General features: G+C 58.8%; 20 protein-coding genes and 2 tRNA genes. 9 read left to right on the forward strand and 13 right to left on the reverse strand.

The features are described from left to right. Window positions 1-4: 4 nt before the first annotated feature. From ACIROW_RS03065 to ACIROW_RS03090, 6 genes are all read right to left on the reverse strand, one after another. Window positions 5-808 (reverse strand): ABC transporter ATP-binding protein, encoded by an 804-nt coding sequence (locus ACIROW_RS03065; protein WP_116432636.1) that lies wholly within the window; start codon window positions 806-808, stop codon window positions 5-7. A gap of 127 nt (window positions 809-935) precedes the next feature. Then, window positions 936-2,255, reverse strand: a complete 1,320-nt coding sequence (locus tag ACIROW_RS03070) for an ABC transporter substrate-binding protein (protein ID WP_402271776.1) — start codon at window positions 2,253-2,255, stop codon at window positions 936-938. Between the two features lie 80 nt (window positions 2,256-2,335). Then, the gene (locus ACIROW_RS03075; RefSeq protein WP_402271778.1) at window positions 2,336-3,412 is read right to left on the reverse strand and encodes a branched-chain amino acid ABC transporter permease; all 1,077 of its coding nucleotides are present in this window, start codon (window positions 3,410-3,412) and stop codon (window positions 2,336-2,338) included. A gap of 84 nt (window positions 3,413-3,496) precedes the next feature. After that, window positions 3,497-4,411: a branched-chain amino acid ABC transporter permease gene (locus ACIROW_RS03080; protein WP_402271781.1), complete on the reverse strand. Its 915-nt coding sequence runs from the start codon at window positions 4,409-4,411 to the stop codon at window positions 3,497-3,499. Between the two features lie 61 nt (window positions 4,412-4,472). After that, the gene (locus ACIROW_RS03085; protein ID WP_402272461.1) at window positions 4,473-5,279 is read right to left on the reverse strand and encodes an ABC transporter ATP-binding protein; all 807 of its coding nucleotides are present in this window, start codon (window positions 5,277-5,279) and stop codon (window positions 4,473-4,475) included. 81 nt (window positions 5,280-5,360) lie between these two features. Continuing rightward, on the reverse strand, window positions 5,361-7,334 hold the full coding sequence (locus ACIROW_RS03090; protein WP_402271782.1) for an AMP-dependent synthetase/ligase: 1,974 nt from the start codon (window positions 7,332-7,334) through the stop codon (window positions 5,361-5,363). 285 nt (window positions 7,335-7,619) lie between these two features. On the opposite strand from ACIROW_RS03090, the gene ACIROW_RS03095 reads away from it, so the two are divergent. Then, entirely contained in the window at window positions 7,620-8,276 is a 657-nt protein-coding gene (locus tag ACIROW_RS03095) for a Crp/Fnr family transcriptional regulator (RefSeq protein ID WP_402271784.1), read from the forward strand. 86 nt (window positions 8,277-8,362) lie between these two features. On the opposite strand, the gene ACIROW_RS03100 is transcribed toward ACIROW_RS03095, so the two are convergent. From ACIROW_RS03100 to ACIROW_RS03115, 4 genes are all read right to left on the reverse strand, one after another. Further along, window positions 8,363-8,794 (reverse strand): response regulator, encoded by a 432-nt coding sequence (locus ACIROW_RS03100; RefSeq protein WP_402271786.1) that lies wholly within the window; start codon window positions 8,792-8,794, stop codon window positions 8,363-8,365. Window positions 8,795-9,018: 224 nt separating this feature from the next. Continuing rightward, the gene (locus ACIROW_RS03105) at window positions 9,019-9,669 is read right to left on the reverse strand and encodes a response regulator (RefSeq protein WP_402271788.1); all 651 of its coding nucleotides are present in this window, start codon (window positions 9,667-9,669) and stop codon (window positions 9,019-9,021) included. A 3-nt stretch (window positions 9,670-9,672) separates the two neighbouring features. Further along, a complete protein-coding gene (locus tag ACIROW_RS03110; RefSeq protein WP_402271790.1) occupies window positions 9,673-11,130 on the reverse strand; it encodes an ATP-binding protein in 1,458 nt (485 codons plus the stop codon). A 91-nt stretch (window positions 11,131-11,221) separates the two neighbouring features. After that, entirely contained in the window at window positions 11,222-12,997 is a 1,776-nt protein-coding gene (locus ACIROW_RS03115; protein WP_402271792.1) for an ATP-binding protein, read from the reverse strand. 471 nt (window positions 12,998-13,468) lie between these two features. Here ACIROW_RS03115 and ACIROW_RS03120 point away from each other — a divergent pair, with 471 nt between their 5' ends. The 8 genes from ACIROW_RS03120 (at window position 13,469) to ACIROW_RS03155 (ending at window position 20,255) form a co-directional block, all read left to right on the forward strand. Continuing rightward, a complete protein-coding gene (locus ACIROW_RS03120; RefSeq protein WP_402271795.1) occupies window positions 13,469-13,816 on the forward strand; it encodes a spore coat protein U domain-containing protein in 348 nt (115 codons plus the stop codon). 250 nt (window positions 13,817-14,066) lie between these two features. Then, window positions 14,067-14,696 carry a molecular chaperone gene (locus tag ACIROW_RS03125; protein ID WP_402272464.1) on the forward strand — a complete coding sequence of 210 codons (630 nt, stop codon included), beginning with the start codon at window positions 14,067-14,069 and terminating at the stop codon, window positions 14,694-14,696. Then, on the forward strand, window positions 14,693-16,990 hold the full coding sequence (locus ACIROW_RS03130; protein WP_402271797.1) for a fimbria/pilus outer membrane usher protein: 2,298 nt from the start codon (window positions 14,693-14,695) through the stop codon (window positions 16,988-16,990). Before ACIROW_RS03125 ends, ACIROW_RS03130 begins: the two co-directional genes overlap by 4 nt. Next, window positions 16,990-17,472 (forward strand): spore coat U domain-containing protein, encoded by a 483-nt coding sequence (locus ACIROW_RS03135; RefSeq protein ID WP_402271799.1) that lies wholly within the window; start codon window positions 16,990-16,992, stop codon window positions 17,470-17,472. The genes ACIROW_RS03130 and ACIROW_RS03135 overlap by 1 nt, the downstream gene beginning before the upstream one ends. Before the next feature lie 174 nt (window positions 17,473-17,646). Further along, entirely contained in the window at window positions 17,647-18,144 is a 498-nt protein-coding gene (locus ACIROW_RS03140; RefSeq protein ID WP_402271802.1) for a spore coat U domain-containing protein, read from the forward strand. Between the two features lie 184 nt (window positions 18,145-18,328). Beyond that, entirely contained in the window at window positions 18,329-18,835 is a 507-nt protein-coding gene (locus tag ACIROW_RS03145) for a spore coat U domain-containing protein (RefSeq protein WP_402271804.1), read from the forward strand. 216 nt (window positions 18,836-19,051) lie between these two features. Beyond that, entirely contained in the window at window positions 19,052-19,552 is a 501-nt protein-coding gene (locus ACIROW_RS03150) for a spore coat U domain-containing protein (protein WP_116432621.1), read from the forward strand. A gap of 202 nt (window positions 19,553-19,754) precedes the next feature. Then, window positions 19,755-20,255, forward strand: a complete 501-nt coding sequence (locus tag ACIROW_RS03155; RefSeq protein ID WP_402271806.1) for a spore coat U domain-containing protein — start codon at window positions 19,755-19,757, stop codon at window positions 20,253-20,255. Between the two features lie 316 nt (window positions 20,256-20,571). Here the strand turns inward: ACIROW_RS03155 and ACIROW_RS03160 are convergent. The 3 genes from ACIROW_RS03160 to ACIROW_RS03170 form a co-directional block, all read right to left on the reverse strand. Next, window positions 20,572-20,648, reverse strand: a tRNA-Asp gene (locus tag ACIROW_RS03160). Between the two features lie 26 nt (window positions 20,649-20,674). Next, window positions 20,675-20,750: transfer RNA gene (locus tag ACIROW_RS03165), tRNA-Val, on the reverse strand. 50 nt (window positions 20,751-20,800) lie between these two features. Then, window positions 20,801-21,073: an HU family DNA-binding protein gene (locus tag ACIROW_RS03170; RefSeq protein ID WP_402271808.1), complete on the reverse strand. Its 273-nt coding sequence runs from the start codon at window positions 21,071-21,073 to the stop codon at window positions 20,801-20,803. Window positions 21,074-21,149 lie beyond the last annotated feature (76 nt).

Raw genomic sequence — 21,149 nt, forward strand, 5'->3', positions numbered from 1 at the left:
TGCATCAAGCCAGCCAGCGCTTGCGTCGCCGATAGAACTTCATGTCGCGGAAATTCTTGCGCCCCGCCGCCGACACGCCAAGATAGAACTCCTTGACGTCTTCATTGCTGGCGAGATCGTTGGCCGCACCTTCCATCACCACCCGGCCGTTCTCCAGGATGTAGCCGAAGTCGGCATAGCGCAACGCCACCATAGTGTTTTGCTCGGCCAGCAGGAAGGACACGTTTTCCTTGGTGTTGAGGTCTTTGACGATCTCGAAAATCTCTTCCACGATCTGCGGTGCCAGACCCATCGACGGCTCGTCGAGCAGGATCATTGACGGCTTGGCCATCATGGCGCGGCCGATCGCGGTCATCTGCTGCTCGCCGCCGGAGGTGTAGCCGGACTGCGACTTGCGGCGCACCTTCAGGCGCGGGAAGTAGTCGTAGATTTTTTCCAATTCACGCTTCACTTCGGCGTTGCTGATGTTGCGCGTGTAGGCGCCGGTCAGCAGGTTTTCTTCGACCGTCAGATGGCCGAAGCAATGCCGGCCTTCCATCACCTGGATCACGCCGCGCTTGACCAGGTCGTTGGGCGTCATGCGGTCGACACGCTCGCCCTTGAATTCGATGCTGCCCTTGGTGACGTCGCCGCGCTCGGCCCCCAGCAGATTGGAAATCGCCTTGAGCGTGGTGCTCTTGCCGGCGCCGTTGGCGCCCAGCAGCGCCACGATCTTGCCTTCCGGCACCGCCAGCGAGACGCCCTTGAGGACCAGGATCACGTGGTCGTAGATGACTTCGATGTTGTTGATGTTGAGTGCTGTACCCATGCTTGCTCCGGCTTGGACAAACTTGTCCGGACCTGCGTGTTCGGACCTGCCTGTTCAGATTTTTTCCTGCTCAAAAAAGCGTCGATGCGCCCGACACATTTCAACGCACCGACGCCAAGGCCTGTATTTATTTCATGCAGGCAGGGGTAATACCCTTTTCTTTCGCGTACTTCGCGGCAGAGGCCTTGAACAGCGGGTGGATCAGGTTCTTGTTGCCTTCGATCCAGTCCGACACCAGCACCCACTTAGTACCGTCCCATTGCTGGATCTTGACCTTGCCCGAACCCTCGTGGTTGTCGCAGGAAGTCTTGATCTCAGGCAGCAGCCCGGTAGCGCCCAGCTGTTGCAGACGCGCGTTGGTGATGTTCAGGTTCTCCAGGCCCCAGCGCACGTCTTCGCCGCTCATGACCTTCTTGCCGAACTTGCCTTGTGCCGTACGCACGGCTTCCACCGTGGCGATGGCTGCGGAGACGCCGCGGTTGTACAGGATCGAGCCGATCTTGGCCTTGTCCTGCAGGTTGCCCTTGCCGGCGCCGTAGACCACTTTCTCGATATCGGCAATCAGCGGCACACCCTTGCCGGCCACGTTCCAGGTCGCGCTCATGTAACCCTTGGCGGCGTCGCCTGCAGGAATCGTGTCTTCCTCAGAGCCGGCCCACCACGAACCGATGATCTTGTCGCGTGCAAAACCGACTTTCTGCGCCGCCTTCAGCGCAGTCTGGTTCATCACGCCCCAGCCCCAGAAGATCACGTAATCAGGATTCTCCTGGCGGATCTTCAGCCATTGCGCGCCCTGCTCGTTGCCCGGATGGGCGACAGGAATCTGCACCACCTTGAACTTGCCCAGCGTGGCTTCAGCTTCCAGCGCCACGATAGGCTCCTTGCCGTAGGCCGAATCGTGATACAGGAACACGATCTTCTTGCCGGCCAGCGAACCGCCGTTCTTGGTCGTGAGGAACTTGACGATCGCCGACACCTGCATCTGGTAAGTCGTCACCAGCGGGAAGGCGTACGGGAACACCGAGCCGTCCACTGCATCGGTACGGCCATAGCCCATCATCAGCAGCGGCACTTTGTCTTCCACGCTTTTGTCGATCAGCGCGTAGGAAATGCCGGTCGCCATCGAGTTGATCGCGGTACCCTTGGTCACTGGATTCTTGTTCTTCATGCGCTCATAGCACTCGACGCCCTTCGCGTTGTTGTACTCGGTTTCGCACTCTTCCCAGGACAGCTTGACGCCATTGACGCCGCCTTCCTTGAGATTGACGTAGTTCAGGTAATCGACGTAGCCGCCGTAGTAGGACTGGCCGTTGGTGCCGTACGGGCCGACGCGATAGCTCGGAATCGCAATGAACTGGTCGCTGGCCTGGGCCATCGCCGGCAACGCGGGAGCCAACAGACTTGCAGCGACGGTCGCGGCAAGCACCAGCTGTTTGATATTTTTCATACGTGTCTCCTTGAGTTTTATTACCCATGTGCGTACTTGTATTGAACGCATCGTTTTGCTTCTGAAAAACAGTAGATCTGTTAATGCGGGAACGGCCACAGGCGCAACTTCTCCTTGGTGATCTGCCACAGGCGCGCCAGTCCGTGCGGCTCGACAATCAGGAAGAAAATGATCAGCCCGCCGAACAGCATGAGCTGGATATGCGACACCGTCGCATTCGTGAACGGCAGGTGCAACAGCGACGCCAGCGGCGGCAGCACGTTGTCGAGGAAAATCGGCAGCAGCAGGATGAAGGCAGAACCGAGGAAGGCGCCGAGGATGCTGCCGACGCCACCGATGATGATCATGAACAGAATGCGGAACGACAGGTCCAGCGAGAAGCCGTCCGGCTCCACCGAACCGAGGTAGCAGAACGCATACAGCGCACCGGCCACGCCACAGAAGAACGAACTCACCGCAAACGCCAGAAGCTTGGTGCGCATCAGCTGGATGCCGATCACTTCCGCCGCCACATCCATGTCGCGCACCGCCATCCAGGCGCGGCCGGTAGAGGAGCGCACCAGGTTCTTGGCCAGCATCGCCATCACGCAAACAATGGCGAGCACGAACAGATACTTCCTGACCGGCGAGTTGATGGCGATGCCGAAGAAGTCGATCTTCTGCGTGCTGATCACACCCGAGGAGCTGTTGTTGGAGAACCAGGAAAATTTGGTCAGCGCCCACACCACGAAGAACTGCGCCGCCAATGTCGCCACGGCCAGATAGAAGCCCTTGATGCGCAGCGAAGGCAAACCAAACACGATGCCCACCAGCGCCGCGCAACCGCCGGCCAGGATGAAGGACAGCACGATGGGAATGCCTTCGATGCGCAGCTGGAAGTTGTAGGCCGCGTAGGCGCCCACCGCCATGAAAGCGGCCGAGCCCAGCGACAACTGGCCTGCATAGCCGGTCAGGATATTGAGCCCCAATGCCGCCAGTGCAAACACCAGGAAGGGAATCAGGATCGCCGAAAACCAATATTCGCTGCCAATCAGCGGAATGCCGACGAAGGCGATGGCCAGCAGGATCGCCATGCCGATGCGATCCTGGCGGATCGGGAATATCTGGCTATCAGCGATGTACGACGTCTTGAACTGCCCTGCCTCACGATAAAGCATAGTGTTTCTCCTGTGTCTCCATGCGGCGAAGCGTCAATGTGCTTCGTCCTTTATTTTTCATTGCTTGGCCGGGATCAGGCCCGCTCAGACCCGATCAATGTGTCGTTCGCCGAACAGCCCCTCCGGACGCACCAGCAGGAACAGCAGCGCGAACACGTACGGGAACCATCCCTCGATGCCGCCGAAGTTGCCGCCGAACAGATCCTGCAAGACCGGCGGGATGTAAATCTCGGCCAGCTTCTCCGATGCGCCGATGATCAGGCCGCCGACGATTGCGCCCGGGATTGACGTAAAACCACCGAGGATCAGCACCGGCAACGCCTTCAGCGCCGTCATCGTCAGCGCGAACTGCACGCCGTTACGCGAACCCCACAGCAAGCCGGCCACCAGCGCCACGAATCCGGCCACGCCCCACACCACCGCCCAGATGTGTTGCAGCGGAATACCCAGCGACAAGGCCGCCTGGTGATCGTCGGCGACGGCGCGCAAAGCGCGACCGACCTTGGTCTTCTGGAAGAACAGCGCCAGCAGCGCCACCAGTCCGATCACCATGCCGGAGGCAAACAGGTCGAATTTGGAAATACCGATGCCGATGCTATCCATCACCGACATGATCGGTTCGTCGACGATGCCCAGTTCGATCGGACGCACTTCGCTGCCGAACAGCAAAGGTCCCAGGCCTTCAAGGAAAAACGCCAGCCCGATGGTCGCCATGAACAAGGTGATCGGCGGCTGATTGACCAGCTTGCGCAGCACGAAGCGCTCGGTCGCCAGCCCTACCAGGATCATCACCACGAAGGCGCCGATGATGGCCGCCCACATCGGCATGCCCTTTTCCATCAGTCCGACCACCGCCAGCGCGGCGAAATACACCATCGCGCCCTGGGCAAAATTGAAGACGCCGGAGGCCTTGTAGATCAGCACGAAGCCGAGCGCCACCAGGGAATACATGAGGCCGGACAACAATCCGCTCAGCGTCACTTCAAAGAAAAATTGCATCTGCACTCTCCACTTGTTCCGCTTGTTCTGCTTCTTTTGCTTGTTCCAATCCTCGACAACTTCAATGCGAAGTGCCGAGGTAAGCTTTGATGACTTCGGGATTGGCCATCACTTCGTCCGGTGTGCCGTCGCCGATCTTCTTGCCGTAATCGAGCACCACCACGCGATCCGAAATGTCCATCACCACGCCCATGTCATGCTCGATGAGCACGATGGTGGTGCCGAATTGTTCATTGACGTCGAGGATGAAGCGGCACATGTCCTGCTTCTCTTCCACGTTCATGCCAGCCATCGGTTCGTCCAGCAGCAGCATCTCCGGCTCGGCCGCCAGCGCACGCGCCAGCTCGACACGCTTCTGCAGGCCGTACGGCAGGCGCCCGACCGGCGTCTTGCGGATGTGCTGGATTTCGAGGAAGTCGATCACTTCTTCGACCTTGTGCCGGTGCAGGATTTCTTCGTTGCGGGCGCTGCCCCACCAGATTGCGTTGGCGAGGAAACTCGAATGCATCTTGGTGTTGCGCCCGGTCATGATGTTGTCGAGCACGGTCATGCCCTTGAACAAGGCGATGTTCTGGAAGGTACGGGCGATGCCCTGGCGCGCCACCTTGCTCGGATGCATGCTGTGACGCTGCTCGCCGCGGAACACGATATTGCCCTTCTGCGGATGGTAGACGCCATTGATGACGTTGATCATCGAGCTCTTGCCGGCGCCGTTGGGGCCGATGATGGCGCGAATTTCATGTTCGCGCACATTGAATGAAATGTCGGTCAGCGCCTTGACGCCGCCGAAGGACAGCGAGATGTTCTGCAAGTCGAGGATGACTTCGCCGATCTTGCGCACGCCGTCACCCTCACCCTCGCCGCCCATTTCTCCTGCGCTGGCCTGTCGTTCCTGCTCCATCGGCTGCACTTCTTCCGTGATATGTCTTTTCATGGTGGTCATGCAGGCCTATGCCGCTTGGTTGAGGTTGGCGAAAGTCTTGACGTCGGCAATCCTGAGATCGGCCGCGATCATGCCCTGGCGACCGTCTTCGAATTTCACCTGCGTTTCGATGTACTGCGACTGTTTGCCGGAATACAGTGCATCGATCAGCACCGCGTATTTCTCAGCGATGAAACCACGCCGCACCTTGCGTGTGCGCGTCAGCTCGTCGTCGTCGGGGTCCAGCTCCTTGTGCAGCACCAGGAAGCGATGCACTTGCGAATCGGCCAGCAAGGGATCCTGCACCAGGTCGGCGTTGACTTTTTCCACGCAGTCGGCCACCAACGCATACACGCTCTCGTGCGCGGCCAGGTCGGTATAACCGCTGTACGCAAGATTGCGACGCTCGGCCCAGTTGCCGACGGCGTCCATGTCGATGTTGATGAAAGCCGTGCATTGCTCGCGTTGGTTGCCGAACACCACGGCTTCCTTGATGAAGGGGAAGAACTTCAGCTTGTTCTCGATGTACTTGGGCGCGAACATCGTGCCGCAGGCCATCTTGCCGACATCCTTGGCGCGGTCGATGATCTTGAGGTGGCCGTCGCTGTCGAAGAACCCTGCGTCGCCGGTGTGGAAGTAACCGTTTTCGTCGATCGCTTCGGCGGTGGCGTCGGGACGCTTGAAGTAGGACTTCATCAGGCCGGGCGAACGCACCAGCACTTCGCCGCTGGCGTCGATGTGTACTTCGACGCCGCGCATCGGCCGGCCCACGGTATCGAGCTTGACATCGCCGGACGGCTGCATGCACACGGTCACGCAGGTTTCGGTCATGCCATACAGCTGCTTGAGGTTGATGCCCAGCGAACGGTAGAAGTCGAACAGGTCGGGGCCGATCGCCTCGCCGCCGGTGTAGGCCACGCGGATGCGCGACATGCCCAGCACGTTCTTGAGCGGGCCGTAGATGACCAGGTTGCCGATCGCGTACAGCAGGCGGTCGGCCAGCGAGACATCCGGCTTCTTGTCGAGGATGCGCATGCCGACGCGGCGAGCGATTTTCATGAACCCGTGGAACAGCTTGCGCTTGACCCAGCCGGCGTCCTCGATGCGGATCATCACTTGCGTGAGGATGTTTTCATAGATGCGCGGCGGTGCGAAATAATAGGTCGGTCCGATTTCGCGCAAGTCGCTCATGACGGTGCTTGGCGACTCCGGGCAATTCAGGCAAAAGCCGGCCACGTGAGTCTGTGCGAATGAATACAGGAAGTCGCCCACCCACGCCAGCGGCAGGTAGCACAGCACGTCGTCATTCTCGTTCAGCTGGTCGAAATCGACCAGCGTCTGCGCCGTCGCGATCATCGCCGCATGGGTGTGACACACTCCCTTGGGCTTGCCGGTGGTGCCGGAGGTGTAGAGGATGATGGCGATGTCGTCGGTGGTCAGCGCATTGACCTGATCCATGAAGAATGTCGGATTGGCCTTGTCGTAGGCGCGACCCAGTTCCTGCACGCCGGCGAACGACGACAGCTCCGGCTGGCGGTAATTGCGCATGCCGCGTTCGTCGTCATAGATGATGTGCGTCGGACGTTCGGTGCCATCCGAAAAATTCAGCTTGATGTCAAAGACCTTATCGACCTGCTCCTGGTCTTCAGCGACGACGAAATCAATCTCGGCGTCGTTGAGCACATAGGACATGTCGGCCGCCGGCGCGTCCTGATACAGCGGCACGGGCATGCCCCCCAGGCATTGCGTGGCCGACATCGCCCAATACAGGCGTGGGCAATTGTTGCCGATGATCGCCAGACTCATGCCGCGCTTGAAACCAAGCGCGGCCAGGCCGCAGGCGAACGCTCTCACTTCATCCGCCACCTGGGCCCACGTCGTGGTTTGCCAGATGCCGAGATCCTTTTCGCGGAACGCCGGACGATCCGGGCGCGCCTGTGCATGCATCAGGAGCAGCTGAGGAAATGTCTGCGCTCCTGGACGTTGTGTTGTCTCCACCATCGTCCCACCTTTATTTATAAACGTCCGCTTGCCGGATAACGGTCTTGTGCCGGACGTTCTGGGTTCAGTGTGTCAAGTCAGTCTGAACCGACATGCTTACGTTGCACTTACTGCTCTTGTGCTGCGGCAAGTCAGGCGGTTGTGCGCTGCTTTTGTGCGATGATAGTAGTGTGAGTCGGGAGGCAGGGTTGTCATCTCGCGGACAATTGCCGAACAATCGCCAAACTTTTGATATTGCAACGCATCATAATGACAATAGAGACATCGAAGACAACGATTCAAGACATGCTGGGCAAAAGCATCTGGGCGCGCGCGCTGACCAGTGACCAACTGGCGCGCGTGCAATCCGAAGTATTCAGCCGCAAGATTCCGGCGGGCGGTTTTGTCTGCCACAAGGGAGATCCGGTGTCGCATTGGATCGGCGTGCATGAAGGTCTGCTGAAGATGAGCAGCGTGTCGCCCGAAGGCAAGACCGTGTCGTTCGCCGGCATGGCCAACGGCGGCTGGCTCGGCGAAGGTTCGCTGCTCAAGGACGAGCCGCGCAAGTACGACGTGGTGGCGCTGCGCGATAGCGAGTTGCTGTACATGCCGAAGGCGACCTATCTCTGGCTGCTCGACAACAGCATTCCATTCAACCGCTTCCTCGTGACGCAGCTCAACGAGCGCCTCGGACTATTCATCTCGCTGGTCGAGTACGACCGCATGCTGGAACCCGATGCACGCGTGGCGCGTTGCCTGGCGGCGCTGTTCAATCCTTACCTGAATCCCGGCATCGGCCTGGAGCTGCAGATTTCACAGGAAGAAGTCGGCAACCTGTCGGGCGCATCACGGCAGCGCGCCAACCAGGCTTTGCAGGTGCTTGAAAAGGCCGGCCTCCTCAAGGTGGATTACGGCAGCATCACCATTCTCGACCTGGACGGGCTGCGGCAATTTCATTCGTGAATTGTCCGGGTTCATTTCAGCCATAAAAAATGCAGGCCGCAGCCTGCATTTTTTGTTTTTCGCGATCGATGCAAACAAGCTCAGCCTCAGCGCACCGCCTTGTTGCGGTTCACCCAGTACATGCCGGCGTCAACCACCGTGCCGATGAATTCGCGCGGATCGGCCGACTTCATCAGGTAGCCGTTGGCGCCCAGCTGGTAGCTTTGCACGATGTCGCGCTGGTCGTCGGAGGAGGAAAACATCACCACCGGAATATGCGCCGTGGCGGCATTGGATTTGATGATCTTGAGAAAATCATGGCCGCTCATCAGCGGCAGGTGCAGGTCAAGCAGGATCAGACGCGGATGCAGGTCCTTGCGGGCGGCAAAACCGTTGTCCGAAAACATGTAGTCCGCAGCCTCTTCGGCGTCGGCGAACCAGGTCATCTTGTCGGCCAGTTTCTTGCTGTCCAAGGCAATACGCGTCAGCTCGGCAACCTCCGGGCTATCGTCCACCAGCATGATATCCATTTGCTCCATGTGCAGATCACTTTCTTGCGTTTTTTATTGCCCAGACACCACCAGTTTCTGCGCCGGCTTGTGACCAGTGCAGGCTTGGACGACGCAGACTTTTACCGCGAATCGACATTCGCGGTATCACGTCGGGTGAATTAATTATGGCATGATCGACAACGGAAGATATCAGGATTTCCCTTAGATCCGGCATTTAAATGGGGCTATTTATCGACTTTTGTTTCCTTTTTTCACTTATCTGACGTCGTCAGACCTGTGCGGATTGCATAGCGCACCAATCCTGGCACGTCGCGGATCTCCAGGCGCTCCATGAGCTGGGCCCGGTGGGTTTCGATGGTCTTGGCGCTGACATTGAGGCGATAGGCGATCTCCTTGGTGTTGTTGCCTTCGGCGATCAGTTGCAGGATCTCGCGCTGGCGCGGCGTCAATACTTCCACCGGCGTGCCGTCCTGGGCCACTTTCTTCATGTACAGATCGAGCGCATCCTTGGAGATGTGCGAATCCAGGTATTGCCGGCCGTGGATGACTTCAATCAGCGCCTTCTCCAGTTCGTAGGCCGCAGAATCCTTGAACAGATAGCCGTTGGCGCCGGCGTTCAGGGCCTGCATCACGTATTCCTCGCTGCCGTACATCGACAGCATCAGGAACTTGGTGGTCGGATGGTCCGCACGCAGGCGGCGCACCGCTTCCAGGCCATTCATGCCTTTCATGGCGATATCCATGATGACCACATCGGGCTTGAGTTTTTCGGTCAGCTCGATGGCGGCATTGCCGTCGTCGGCCTCGCCCACCACCTCGATGCCGGGCATCGCAGTGAGCAGTGATTTGATGCCGCTGCGCACCAGCGCGTGATCGTCGGCCAGCACAATTCTTGTCAACATGTCTTATCCCCTCCGCATGACAGGTGTCACAGGTAATTGCAAAACGATCTCCACGCCCTCCCCGGGCGCAGAGGTGATGTCCATCTCGCCGCCCACCAGCACGGCGCGTTCTTCCATGTTCAGCAAACCGAAGCTGGTGCCGGAAATCGCATTGCTGCGCGCCTTTTCCAGGTCGAAGCCCTTGCCGTCGTCGCGAATGCTGACGTTGAGCTGGTCCTGGCGCTGGCTGACCTTGACCCAGATGTTCTCGGCGTGGGCGTGGCGCAAGATATTGGTGACCGCTTCCTGCACGATACGAAAGCAGGTGTTCTCGATATCGTGGTGCAGCTCCCCCGACAAGGGCGAACTCTCGAACCAGCCTTTTACATTTGCCAGCGTGGACTTGTTTTCCACGTACGAACGCAGGGTCGCGATCAGGCCGAGGTTGTCCAGCTGCGGCGGCCGCAGGTCCAGCGACAAGCTGCGCACCTGCGACAGCACCGCAGCGACGATGTCGATACCGTTCTGCAGCGACGGACCTTCCAGCGAGCCGGTTTTCTTGATGGTCTCAAGGTTGATCTTGAGCGCCGTGAGCGACTGGCCGACGTCGTCGTGCAGGCCGCGCGCCAGATGCTGGCGCTCACGCTCCTGCACCTCGATCACACGGCTGGCCAGCATCTTCTGGCGCTGCATGGCCTCCTCGAGTTCTTTTTGCGAATTGACCCGTTCGGTCACGTCCATCGCCAGCCCGGCCGCCAGGATCTTGCCGTCGCTGCCGATCGGAAAACGCACGATGTCCATGATCTTGGGATTGTGGTCGGCGTCGAAAACGGTTTCCTGCGTATGCATCTCCTGATTGCCGTCGAGTACCTTGCGATCATTTTTCTGGGCGTTCTGCGCCGAGCCGCTGGACATGATGTCGAAGTCGCTCAGGCCGATCATGTCGTTCGGGGTCATGCCGAAAAACGTCGATTGCGCCGGATTGACGTACAGATAGCGCAAGTCGGCATCCTTGATCCAGGCCGGCATCGGTGCGGCGCTCATGAAAGCATAAAAACGCGCCTGCATTTCTCGCAAGGCGGCGGCGCCGGCACGCTGCTTGCGGCGTACCAGGGCGTCGCGCAATTCGCGCTCGACGGCAATCGGCAAACGGGCGATCGCGCTCTTGAGGAAGTAGTCCTGTGCACCCGCCTTCATCACCTCGACGGCGGTCTGCTCGCCGATGGCGCCGGAGACGATAATGAAAGGAATCTGGTCGTGCTGCCGCTTGACCAGTTCCAGCGCGTCGACGGCGCTGAACATGGGCATCGAATAATCGGAAATGACGATGTCCCACTTGTCGCGCAGGGCGGCCTCCATTTCCGGCTCGGTGTCGACACGTTGCCAGGTCGGCTCGAAACCTCCGCGCTTGAGTTCGCGCACCATGAGGATCACATCCTCTTCCATGTCTTCGACAAACAATACCCGGAGTGGAATACTCATATGCTCATGCTCGCTTCCCGCCCTCATTGTTGTTGAGCCCGGCGCCCGTTGGCGCCGGTCGTGGTTGTCTTCCTGCCTCGTCGTCGCGCCGTTACAGGGCCTGTCGCGGCAACGTGAAATAAAAACTGGCGCCCTCTCCTGATCGGCTTTCCGCCCATACGCGCCCGCCGTGTCTGACCACGATGCGCTGCACCAGCGCCAGTCCGATGCCGGTCCCGGCATAGTCTTCCTGACGATGCAGGCGCTGGAAGGTGCCGAACAGCTTGTGCACGTAACGCATGTCGAAGCCGATGCCGTTGTCCTGCACCTGATAGATGACTTCTTCCGGCGTCGAGGTCGACGACACGCGCACCACCGCATGCTCGGCCTTCTTGCTGAACTTGACGGCGTTGCCCAGCAAGTTCTCCCAGACTTGGCTGAGCAAACCCTGATTAGCGACGACGTCCTCCAGCGGATCGACGATGAATTCGACATTCCCGTTTTCGCGACGCAGGCCAACGATACTTTGCTCAACCTGCTCCTGCATGGAAAAATTTCCCAGCGTCAGCTCGCCGGTCGCCGACTTGGATAGCTTCAGCAGGTCGTTGATGAGCGCGTCCATCTTGCTGACGTTCCTGCGGATCACCTGCAACAGCTCCTGGCCTTTGGCATCGAGCGCATCGGCATAATCTTCCTCGACCATCAAGGCGTAGCCGGAAATGGCCCGCAACGGTGCGCGCAAGTCATGCGAGACCGAATACGAGAAACTCTCCAGTTCCTTGTTGATATTGCTCAGGTGCTGGGTCTGGCGCTTCAGGCTGGCGTTGAGCTCTTCGATTTCCTTTTCGGTCTGCTTGCGGTCAGAGACGTCGTAGATGACGTTGCGGCTCATCACACGGCCGTCGTCCGGGTTCAGCACGGTGCTGATGCTCATCAGAGTGGAAAAATGCGTGCCGTCGGCGCGCAGGCAATCGACGTCGACGCCGCCCACGGCCTTGTCGTGCAAGAGACGCGGCCGCCACTCCTGGCGATAGCGATCTGCGCTCGCAGGCGTCATCAGATCGGTCTGGGTCATCTTGCCGACCACTTGTTCGCGCGCATACCCGAGCCAGGCCAATTCGGTGTCGTTGATCTGCACGATCAGGCCGCTTTTTTCATCAATGGAGTGATAGCCGCATGGCGCCTGGTTGTACAAGTCCTCGATCTCGGCGGCATATAACTGTGCCTTGATTTGCGCCTCCCTGCGGCGCAGCGTCTCCCGCTTGAGGCGCAGGTAGACCGCAATCAGGATGGCGATGCTGACAAAGCTGCCGCCGAGGATGGCCAGGATGGTCCAGCGAATGCTTTCCCGCGTGTCGGCGGAGCGCTCGGTCAGCAGCGCCTGCTCGACTTCCTTCAAGGCCACGAACTGCCTGCGGATGTCTTCGCTCAGGTCACGTCCATGCTCATAGGCGTTGTCGATGCGCACTTCCTTGTCCGCTTCGATCAGGGTGCGCGCCAGCTCGATCCGCTGGGCAATGGTGATGCTGAGGTGCGTCAGGCGATCCAGTTGATCCTGGTTATCGATCTGCAGCGCGCGCAAGCCGCCCAGCAATTGATGCAGCAAGTTGCGATCCGATTCGAAGCCGAGCAGGTATTCATGCCGGCTCGACAGCGCATACCCGCGCGCATTCGCGACCAGGTCGCGCAAGGTGGAATGGGTTTCTTCCAACCGCTGCAAGACGGTGTGCGTGTGTTCGACCCAGATCGCCCGCGCCTCGAACAGACGCACACTGCGATAGGCCACGACGGTAACCCCTATCGACAGCAGCATGGCGAGAATGAAGAACGCTCCGGTGGTGACCAGCGCCGATCTGCTCTTCGGTTCCGCCTTGTTTGATCTCTGCATCGTAATATCGGGTCCCCGATAAGGCTGATGGTTTGTCGATAGTGACCGGCTGTATTTCAACACCGGCTCGAATTCACTTCAAAGAGAGCTTTTTGGTTACGTCGATTAGCGTTCTCCTGCATCGGCTTGCATGATCGTTTTTTCTTGCGCTTTCCAGCCTGGCGAAATCGACGAAACGGATTCACGGACGCCAACGATGCACATCCATCCGTTTTCGTTCATTCGGCTTCGGATCTACTAACAACTTCAACTGAGAGAATATTCGTAACTATTTGCTTTTATTATATTTTTTACGGGAAAGTTAATTTCCTCATTAACATCAAAAGTTTTCATCCAGACATTAAATGTGACCTACTACGCACATTTATTTGCTGAACCCACCTAAAACCAGCTGTCAACTCAGGGAATTCCTTAGAAGTTATTTTATAATAGCCTCAAACAAGTGGCGTTACCAAACAGCATTTTATTCAAATGAAAACTCTGCAAAAAATCGGGGTAGTAACGGGGATGGTAGTCCTGTGCGTAAGCAGCCTGGCTCAGGCGGCCACGTCCACGGGCAACCTTTCCGTCTCCGCGATCGTCACCTCGACTTGCAGCGTCAACAGTGCAGCCCTGCCCTTCGGCACCGGCAACTCTTCCGCAGTCAAGCAATCACCTGCAGTCGGCGTTAACTGCTCCAACAACACCAGCTACACGATCAATCTCGTGGCCGCCAACGGCGCCCAGCAAAACCTCCCCGTCTACGGCTACATTCCCAGTGGCCCACATGTCCAGACCGGTAGCTATACCGATGTTGTTGGCATCACACTCTCGTACTAATAAGTTCTGCCTGAGAAATTAATACGCACCATTTTTCGTGCGTTTCTGATATTCTCAACAACAAAATTACATTCTTGCTTAACTAGCAGTCAACTTAGCACCCACATCCGCAGTCATTGTTCGTAGTCGAATTAGCGTTCTTTCGTCGTCACGGGGGAAAATTATTTTTAGCTACCTTGCTCGCTCGTCTTTCCTCATATGCATAGCCGGAGCGCTTTGCAGCCCGGCGGCAATTGCCTCCAACTTCGAAATATCCCCGGTAGTATTGGAATTATCGTCAGCCCGCACCGCGGGCGTGGTGAAGATTGTCAATAACGACAATCATGACGTCTCGCTGCAGATCCGCGCCTACGACTGGGAGCAAAAGGACAGCCAGGATGTGCTCAACCCTACCCAGAGCCTGATCATCAGCCCGCCGGTGTTCACCGTCGCGCCGGGCGCCTCGCAGACCATCCGCATCATCTCCAAACGTCCGGCCGAGGCCAATGAAGTCGCTTACCGCATGCTGGTCGACGAGATTCCCACGGCTGCAGCCGGTCCGGCGATCAACTTCAAATTCCGCATTTCGATGCCGATCTTCATCGCGCCCAATACTGCGCCCAACCTGAAAATGGGCTGGACGCTTAGCGCCGGAAAGGCGCCTCGCCTGAATGTCGCCAACACCGGCAACCGGCGCGGACGCTTGCTCAATCTTGTGCTGACCCTTCCCAACGGCAAGAAAATCACTCCACCCGCCGGCGCCAACCCCTACACCCTGGCCGGCATGATCAGACAATATCCGTTCGATGTCGATGCGCCGCTGGCTGCCGGCTCCCTGGTGAAAATGTCCGCGAACTCCGACACCGGCCCGATTGAAACCGAGATCACCGTGACGCCTTGAGAAGACCGTCTAACTGGATCGGCCTGTTGCTGTTGATCGTCAGCGCCCATGCGCATGGCGCCAGTGAAGGTTCCGTCGAAAATTTGTTGCTGGAGGTATCCATCAACGGCCGTCCGACGGATTTGGTGGCGCAGTTCGTGAAGCGGCAAGACGGTTTGTTCGCGACGGCGGCGGAGCTGCGCAGCCTCGGCATCAAGACGCCCGGCAAGGACGACGAATTGCTGCCGGTGAGCGGAATCGCCAGCAAGGTCCAGTTGGATCAGTCGGCGTTGAAAATCGACATGGACGTGCCCATGAGTTTTCTGAACACCACCGATATCGCGACGGCAGGCAAGACAGCGGACAACGTACCGCTGACGGAAAACGCGCGCGGCGCCCTGCTCAATTACGATTTGCTCGCTACCACCAGCCAGGGCGTACGCAGCATCGCAGGCTATTTCGACGGCCGCTACTTTGCCGGCAGCAGCGTATTCAGCTCGACCGGGCTGGCGTATTTCGACAGCACGCCGGCCACTTCCACGCGGCTCGAAACCACCTACACCTATTCCAATCCACGCGAGCTGACGCGCTACCGCGTGGGCGATTTCATCACCAGCGGCTTGTTCTGGACGCGCCCGGTACGCTTCGGCGGTGCACAGTTCGGCACAGACTTTTCGCTGCGGCCGGACTTGGTCAGATATCCGACGCCCAGCCTGGGCGGCGAAGCCGTGGTGCCGTCGACGGTCGACCTGTTCGTCAACGGTGTGCGCCAATTGTCGCAACCGGTGCCGCCCGGACCGTTTGAAATTCGCCAGGCGCCGATCGCCACCGGCGCCGGTCAGATCGCAGTGGCGGTGACTGATGAATTAGGACGTCAGACGTTCCGCACGATTTCCTTTTACGCCACCGACAAGCTGCTCGCCGAAAACCTGTCGTCCTATACGCTGGAAAGCGGTTTTGTCCGACGCAATTACGGCCTGCGCAGCAACAACTATGGCGAGTTCGCCCTCGCCGGCACCGCTCGGCACGGCTACAGCAAGACGCTGACGATCGAAGGCCACGGCGAAACGATGAAGGGCATGACGCTGGCTGGCGGCGGACTGGTGTTCAATGTAGATAACTGGGGCGTACTGACCGGTGCGCTCTCGGCCAGCACTTCGGACGCCGGCAGCGGCCAGCAGTTAGCGCTGGGCTTCGAGCGCAGCACCAGCCTGGTCAGCATGTCGCTGACGCGCACACAATCCGGATCGAACTATCGCGATATCGGCGCGATGGCAGGCTCGCCGACGACCCGCTCCACCACGGTCGGTACGATCGGGCTGAACCTGGGCACGTATGGTTCGCTGAGCGTCGCCTACACGTCCGCCAAGAGCCCTGTGCTGTTATCCGCCGACGGCCGCATCGGCATCACCGATAGCGAAAGCGTGACGCTGTCGTATTTCAAATCGGTCGGACGCAACACCAATATGTTTGTTACCGGCTTTCGCGACTTTCGCAACGGCGGCTATGGTGCGACCATCGGCCTGATCATGCCTTTCGGAGACAGCAGCGCAGGCGGCGTCAGCGCCAGCAACAACAATGGCCAGCGCACCGTCTCCGTCCAAGCCAGCCGGCCGACCATTTCGCCGGGCGACGTCGGCTGGCAGGTACAGACCACAGACGGCGCTTACCAGCAGCGCTACGGCGAGGTTGACTACAAGGGACGCAACGGCCGCGCCAACTTCACGGTCGCACAGAGCAACAACATCACCAGCCAGCGCGCAGGCCTGCGCGGCGCCATCGCGTGGATGGACAATTCGGTGTTCTTCTCCAACTGGGTGGAAGACAGTTTTGCCGTGGTCAATACCGAAGGCGCCCGCGACGTCGGCATTTATACCGAAAACCGCTATGCCGGCCAGACCGACAGCAACGGCCAACTATTGATCACCGATTTGCGCGCCTACGACGTCAACAAGGTCTCGGTCGAAGTGCTCGACCTGCCGATGACGCTGCAGATGGATCACAACGAGCAATACGTCAAGCCGCGCGACCGCTCCGGCGCGGTGATCAGCTTCAAGACCAAACGCACCTCTGACGTCAACCTGATCCTGAAAACCGCCAACGGCGAATACGTGCCGGTCGGCTCCACCGTAACCATCCGCGAGAACGGCCAGAAGGCGCCGGTCGGCTACGAAGGCGCGGCCTACCTGTCCGAGTTGTTGCCGGTCAATACGCTGGATATCGTGCTGCCGTCGGGCGAAAAATGCCAGGCGTCACTGCTCCCGGATCGCAATATCGAGGGCGGCATGAGCAGTAACACACTGGAATGTCACTGATGAAAAATCTACGTAACCTGTTTCGCGTCGCCGTGCTGCTGGTTGCCGGTCTGAACAGCATCGCCAATGCCCAAGCCCAGGCTTGCATCGCGTCGGCCACACCGGTGGCGTTTGGTCTCTACGACCCCAAGGCCTCATCGCCGAGCGACATCACCGGCAGCGTGTCCGTGACATGCCAGGCCACGATCGCGCTGCTGGTGGCCTACACCGTCAAACTCAACGGTGGCGCCAGCGGCAATATCGCTGCGCGCAAGATGATCATCACCGGTTCGCAGCTGTCGTATCAGATCTACACCGATGCAACGCGCGCGACGGTATGGGGCGATGGCAGCGGCGGCTCGGCATTCAATGTCGGTGGCTATTTGCTCTCGGTGCTGGTGCCGGTGACCCAAACCTATACCGCCTATGGACGTATTCCGGCGCTGCAGAACGTCTACGCAGGCAGCTATCAGGATACCTTGACGATCCTCATTACTTACTAGGACTTACCTCGAATACGTAACTGTTAGGGTTTTTCCTGATGCATTTCCTGCATGTTTCAGGAAACTCCCGATTTTGAAAACGGTGACAAAAACTTAAAGTTCACCTGTACCCGGCGAATTCGACATTCTTGTAATGGGACAAGGATGTGAGACCGCCGATCAGGAGAAAACGCCATGTTCAACATCAACAAAAACCGCATCATCGCCGCCACACTCGCCGTCGCCGTCATGACTTCCGGCGCACCGGTCTACGCCGCCACATCGACCGGATCGCTGGTCGTGACTGCGACAGTGCTGGCCTCCTGCACCGTGGTCGGATCGACCATCGCTTTCGGCAACTACACCAGCACACAAGTTGACCAGACCGGCAACATCGCCGTTCTGTGCACCAACGGCACCTCTTACACCATCGGCCTGGATGCAGGCGCCGGCACCGGTGCCACTACGAGCGTGCGTAAAATGACTGGCTCCCTGGGCGGCAACCTGAACTACGCGCTGTACCGCGATTCCGGCCGCACCAGCAACTGGGGCTCGACCATCGGGACCGACACACAAGCCGGCACCGGCAGCGGATTGCTGCAAAACCTGACCGTCTACGGTCGTATTGCTTCCGCCCAGACACCTTTGGCCGGCGTCTATACGGACACCGTCACCGTTACCCTGACCTACTAAAAATTTCCCGGCGTGCAACCGGCCTGTGGCGACTTGTCGCTGCTCCAGGCCGATTGCAAGCCGTCTTGCGCTGAACGCATCGAAGATGCCGTAGCGCCGATTGATACAGATGTTCACTGGCGCCCGCCGCTGCAGGGGAGCTCTTCACAGAGGAGAGCGCAGAGGACGGGATAGGGAGAAAACCATGTTTTTCGCACAACAAGATCGTGCCCGCAGGCTCTGCGCCGCCGCGTCCATCGTGATGCTCGCGGCCGGCTCGCCCATGGCGGCGCAGGCAAACAACACCAGCGGTGTGAATTCCTCGGCCGCTGTGCTGGCCTCCTGTACGGTGGTCGGCTCGGCCATTGCATTCGGCAATTACAGTTCCACGCAAGTCGACCAGACCGGCTCGATTGCCGTGGTGTGCACCAACGGCATTTCCTACAGCGTCGGCCTGGATGCCGGCGCGGGCAGCGGAGCCACCATTGCGGTTCGCAAGCTGACGGGATCACTTGGCGGCTCGCTCAATTACAGTTTGTACCGCGATTCAGGCCGCACCAGCAACTGGGGCTCGACCGCCGGCACCGACACCCAATCGGGCAGCGGCAACGGCATCGTGCAAAACCTGACCGTCTACGGCCGCATCCCCAGCGGGCAAACGCCGCAGAGCGGTGTCTACAGCGACACCGTGACGATTACGCTGACATATTGACCGCTCCCGGCGGTACACACTTGAGCGGCCGGCTGCAGGCGTTGCAGCCACGGTCTCGCTCGCCTATGGGGAATTTCCTGACATAAAAAACAAGAGAATCAGGATTCCCCTGATTTTGAAAGCCCCCTCAAAAACGTAAAGTTCACCTGTGCCCGACGACATCGCAATCCACGTAATGGGACGTGGAAGCCATCCCGGGAATCAGGAGAACTCACCATGTTTGCATCGAACAAGAATCGCATCATCGCCGCCACTCTCGCCGCCGCCGTCATGGCTTCCAGCGCACCTGTCCTGGCTGCTTCGACTGCCACCGGCTCACTGATCAATACTGCGACTGTGCTGGCATCCTGCACCGTGGTCGGCTCCACCATTGCTTTCGGCAACTACACCAGCACCCAAGTGGACCAGACTGGCAACCTTGCCGTCTTGTGCACCAACGGCACGTCCTACACTATCGGCCTGGATGCAGGCGCCGGCACTGGTGCCACTACCAGCGTACGCAAGCTGAGCGGCTCCCTGGGCGGCACACTGAACTACGCGCTGTATCGCGATTCCGGCCGCACCAGCAACTGGGGCTCGACCATCGGGACGGATACACAAGCCGGCACCGGCAACGGTTTGCTGCAAAACCTGACCGTCTACGGTCGTATTGCTTCCGCCCAGACACCTTTGGCCGGCGTCTATACGGACACGGTGACGGTGACGCTGACTTACTAAGCTTGGCAGAACTGCTTGCCGTGGCTTCAAGGCGATCCAGTCAACAGAATCTGGGATCAGGAATCTCCTGATGTATTTAAAGCACGATTCAGGAAACTCCCGATACTCTCGAGTATGTTGGAAATATAAAGTGCAGTTGTACCCGGCGAATCAGAAATTCTTGCAAGGGCAAGAATACGGGGCCGACTTAGGGGAAACCACCATGTTCACAACCAAGAAAAATCGCATCATCGCTGTCACCCTCGCCGCTGCCGTCATGGCTTCCAGCGCGCCAGTCCTCGCCGCTTCGACAGCTACCGGTTCGCTGATCAACACCGCTACCGTCCTGTCCGCCTGCGCCGTGGTCGGCTCCACCATCGCTTTCGGCAACTACACCAGCACCCAGATCGACCAGACCGGCAACATCGCCGTGGTTTGCACCAACGGCACGTCTTACACCATCGGCCTGGATGCAGGCGCCGGCACCGGCGCCACCACCAGCGTGCGCAAACTGAGCGGAACCCTGGGCGGCACATTGAACTACGCGCTGTATCGCGATTCGGGCCGCACCAACAACTGGGGCTCGACCATCGGCACGGATACACAAGCCGGTACCGGCAACGGTCTGATCCAGAATCTCACGGTCTACGGCCGTATCGCCAGCGCCCAGACACCTTTGGCCGGCGTCTATACGGACACAGTGACAGTTACGCTGACTTATTGATTTGACGTGGAATACAAACAAAAACGCCTGCCCGATTTCCCGGCAGGCGTTTTTGTTGAAGCTGAGCTTTTTGCTCAGTGAAAATGAAAAAAGACATGAACGCAAAAACGCCCGCTTGCGCGGGCGTTTGTTGTCTGGCGGAGTGGACGGGACTCTCCTACATGCTGCAGGCCGCTGAATCGCTTGCAAGCGATTCCCTTCTCGCCCCGCCGGGAGCCGCGCAGGCGGCTCCCTCCACTCCGCTTTTAATTCGGGATTCGCGCTGCGAATCATGGGGTAAACGCAAAAACGCCCGCTTGCGCGGGCGTTTGTTGTCTGGCGGAGTGGACGGGACTCGAACCCGCGACCCCCGGCGTGACAGGCCGGTATTCTAACCAACTGAACTACCACTCCTAAATCGTTGCTGACCACTTGAGATTTGGTGGGTGCTGAGAGGCTCGAACTCCCGACCCGCGCCTTGTAAGGGCGCTGCTCTACCAACTGAGCTAAGCACCCGCACCTTAACCCCAAACAGTCTTTTATCGTCTGTCAACGACGAAAGACCGCTAGTTTAGCGCATCTTTCAAACCTTTGCCAGGTTTAAATTTTGGCACTTTGGCAGCCTTGATCTTGATTGCGGCCCCGGTGCGCGGGTTGCGGCCCGTGCGTGCGGCGCGCTTGCCGACAGAGAAGGTGCCGAAACCAACAAGAGTCACGGAACCGTTTTTCTTCAACGTGGTTTTCACTGCGCCGATCACGGCTTCCAGCGCACGCGCCGATGCCGCTTTCGAGATGTCGGCCTGCTTCGCAATATGATCGATCAATTCGGTTTTATTCACTTACGCCCCTCCAGACTAAAGATTGAACAAAGCTTCATTTCGTGACGCCTGCGACTTCGATTCGGTGAAGCCAAAC

Origin of the sequence: Herbaspirillum sp. NPDC101397 (assembly GCF_044767325.1) — a bacterium.
Taxonomy (GTDB): Bacteria; Pseudomonadota; Gammaproteobacteria; order Burkholderiales; family Burkholderiaceae_D; genus Herbaspirillum.

Coding starts and splice junctions, on each gene's coding strand:
- ACIROW_RS03065 (WP_116432636.1), bottom strand. CDS start 808: ATGGGTACAGCACTCAACATCAACAACATCGAAGTCATCTACGACCAC.
- ACIROW_RS03070 (WP_402271776.1), bottom strand. CDS start 2,255: ATGAAAAATATCAAACAGCTGGTGCTTGCCGCGACCGTCGCTGCAAGT.
- ACIROW_RS03075 (WP_402271778.1), bottom strand. CDS start 3,412: ATGCTTTATCGTGAGGCAGGGCAGTTCAAGACGTCGTACATCGCTGAT.
- ACIROW_RS03080 (WP_402271781.1), bottom strand. CDS start 4,411: ATGCAATTTTTCTTTGAAGTGACGCTGAGCGGATTGTTGTCCGGCCTC.
- ACIROW_RS03085 (WP_402272461.1), bottom strand. CDS start 5,279: ATGGGCGGCGAGGGTGAGGGTGACGGCGTGCGCAAGATCGGCGAAGTC.
- ACIROW_RS03090 (WP_402271782.1), bottom strand. CDS start 7,334: ATGGTGGAGACAACACAACGTCCAGGAGCGCAGACATTTCCTCAGCTG.
- ACIROW_RS03095 (WP_402271784.1), top strand. CDS start 7,620: ATGCTGGGCAAAAGCATCTGGGCGCGCGCGCTGACCAGTGACCAACTG.
- ACIROW_RS03100 (WP_402271786.1), bottom strand. CDS start 8,794: ATGGAGCAAATGGATATCATGCTGGTGGACGATAGCCCGGAGGTTGCC.
- ACIROW_RS03105 (WP_402271788.1), bottom strand. CDS start 9,669: ATGTTGACAAGAATTGTGCTGGCCGACGATCACGCGCTGGTGCGCAGC.
- ACIROW_RS03110 (WP_402271790.1), bottom strand. CDS start 11,130: ATGAGTATTCCACTCCGGGTATTGTTTGTCGAAGACATGGAAGAGGAT.
- ACIROW_RS03115 (WP_402271792.1), bottom strand. CDS start 12,997: ATGCAGAGATCAAACAAGGCGGAACCGAAGAGCAGATCGGCGCTGGTC.
- ACIROW_RS03120 (WP_402271795.1), top strand. CDS start 13,469: ATGAAAACTCTGCAAAAAATCGGGGTAGTAACGGGGATGGTAGTCCTG.
- ACIROW_RS03135 (WP_402271799.1), top strand. CDS start 16,990: ATGAAAAATCTACGTAACCTGTTTCGCGTCGCCGTGCTGCTGGTTGCC.
- ACIROW_RS03140 (WP_402271802.1), top strand. CDS start 17,647: ATGTTCAACATCAACAAAAACCGCATCATCGCCGCCACACTCGCCGTC.
- ACIROW_RS03145 (WP_402271804.1), top strand. CDS start 18,329: ATGTTTTTCGCACAACAAGATCGTGCCCGCAGGCTCTGCGCCGCCGCG.
- ACIROW_RS03150 (WP_116432621.1), top strand. CDS start 19,052: ATGTTTGCATCGAACAAGAATCGCATCATCGCCGCCACTCTCGCCGCC.
- ACIROW_RS03155 (WP_402271806.1), top strand. CDS start 19,755: ATGTTCACAACCAAGAAAAATCGCATCATCGCTGTCACCCTCGCCGCT.